The sequence below is a fragment of the Nocardia sp. BSTN01 genome (assembly GCF_015354405.1).
Lineage (GTDB): Bacteria > Actinomycetota > Actinomycetes > Mycobacteriales > Mycobacteriaceae > Nocardia.
This window is the reverse complement of the sequence record NZ_JADKYP010000141.1, coordinates 1-1,668: the sequence shown is the minus strand read 5'-3', so window position 1 is coordinate 1,668 and position 1,668 is coordinate 1. Positions and strand designations below refer to the sequence as shown.

Genomic DNA, 1,668 nt, shown 5'->3' with positions numbered 1-1,668 from the left:
CCAACCGCATTCGAAGTCAAATCGCCTGGTCATCCGGCCTAACGACACACATCGGATGCGATCGCAACGGCTTTCACGACATCGGCCCGCAAGGAGAAATTCCCGCCGCCGGCCGAATCCCGTTCCGAAATGCCGGAAGCCGGCCCGCCGTGGGTGCGGGACCGGCTTCCGATCGCAATTCGGGTTACGCGTCGGGACACGCGGGGGATTTCGACTGTGCGGTCAGCCGTTGCAGCGGGACACGGAGATGACCGAGGGTCCGGAGCCGTCCGAACTCAGGGTCGGCGGGTGTCCGGGGCCGAGGGCGGCGATCGCGTTGCGCTCGGCCTCCTGGAGGGTCGCGCCGGTGCCGCCGGTGTGGATGTCGTCACGCCGGGCGATGGCGCCGCATCCGTCGACGAAGCGCACGACGGTCGCGCAACCCTGCTCACCGTGGGACGAGCACTGCTCGATCGCGCCCGCGTCGGCCGTCGCCTGATCGGGCGCGTTGAGAGCGATTCCGATGGTCCAGCCCTCGTCGTTCGCATCGGAGATGGCCATCGCGCCGTAGTAGTGACCGTCCGGCCCCCGCTCCGCGGCTGCCGAACCGGTCCCGGCGACGACGAAGAGCGCCGCCGCAGACGCGACGAAACCCAGGGCAATCTTGCCCATTGAGAACATTTCTCTTTCCCCTATCGAAGGCTTCCGGATGAAGCCAACCGAAAAGAATGCGTTCCACAAAGGGTGTTGTCCAGCTCCGGCGCTTCGAAAGCCCTGGGGAGACCGCGAGTTAGGGGAAATGTGACTGAAAACCGCCAGATTCAGCGCCGCGCGGTGGCGCTGGAACTGCCGAAACGCCGGTAGCCGGCCCACCCGAAGGCGGACCGGCTACCGGTTCGAAAGGTGTTGCGGGAAAGCAGGACTCAGAAGTCCATGCCGCCCATGCCACCGGTCGGGTCGCCGACGGGAGCGGCGGCCTTCTCCGGCTTGTCGGCCACGACGGCCTCGGTGGTGAGGAACAGCGCGGCGATCGACGCGGCGTTCTGCAGCGCCGAGCGGGTGACCTTGACCGGGTCGGCGACACCGGCGGCCAGCAGGTCCTCGTACTCGCCGGAGTCGGCGTTGAGGCCCTGGCCGGTCGGCAGGTTGGCGACCTTCTCGGCGACCACGCCGGGCTCGAGGCCGGCGTTGAAGGCGATCTGCTTCAGCGGCGCGGCCAGCGCCACCTTCACGATGTTCGCACCGGTGGCCTCGTCACCGGTCAGCTTCAGGTCGTCCAGCGCCGGGCCGGCCTGCAGCAGCGCCACACCACCACCGGGGACGATGCCCTCTTCGACGGCGGCCTTGGCGTTGCGCACCGCGTCCTCGATGCGGTGCTTGCGCTCCTTGAGCTCCACCTCGGTGGCGGCGCCGGCCTTGATCACGGCAACACCGCCGGCCAGCTTGGCCAGGCGCTCCTGCAGCTTCTCACGGTCGTAATCCGAGTCCGAGTTCTCGATCTCGGTGCGGATCTGGGCGACGCGACCCGCGATGGCGTCGGCATCACCGGCACCGTCGACGATGGTGGTCTCGTCCTTGGTCACCACGACCTTGCGGGCGGTGCCCAGCAGGTCGACGGTGGCGGTCTCCAGGTTCAGGCCGACCTCTTCGCTGATGACCTCACCACCGGTCAGGATGGCGATGTCGGCC

General features: G+C 68.2%; 2 protein-coding genes. Both read right to left on the bottom strand.

Annotated elements, in window-relative coordinates; translation table 11 throughout:
* Positions 1-222: 222 nt before the first annotated feature.
* Positions 223-651, bottom strand: a complete 429-nt coding sequence (locus IRT45_RS36175; RefSeq protein ID WP_194810245.1) for a DUF4189 domain-containing protein — start codon at positions 649-651, stop codon at positions 223-225.
* Between the two features lie 251 nt (positions 652-902).
* Positions 903-1,668 (bottom strand): TCP-1/cpn60 chaperonin family protein (locus IRT45_RS36170; RefSeq protein ID WP_305082338.1); only part of this gene is annotated, 766 nt, incomplete at its 5' end.

What these genes read in the sequence shown, in the direction of transcription:
- IRT45_RS36175 (WP_194810245.1), bottom strand. Translation starts at nt 651, where the DNA reads ATGGGCAAGATTGCCCTGGGTTTCGTCGCGTCTGCGGCGGCGCTCTTC.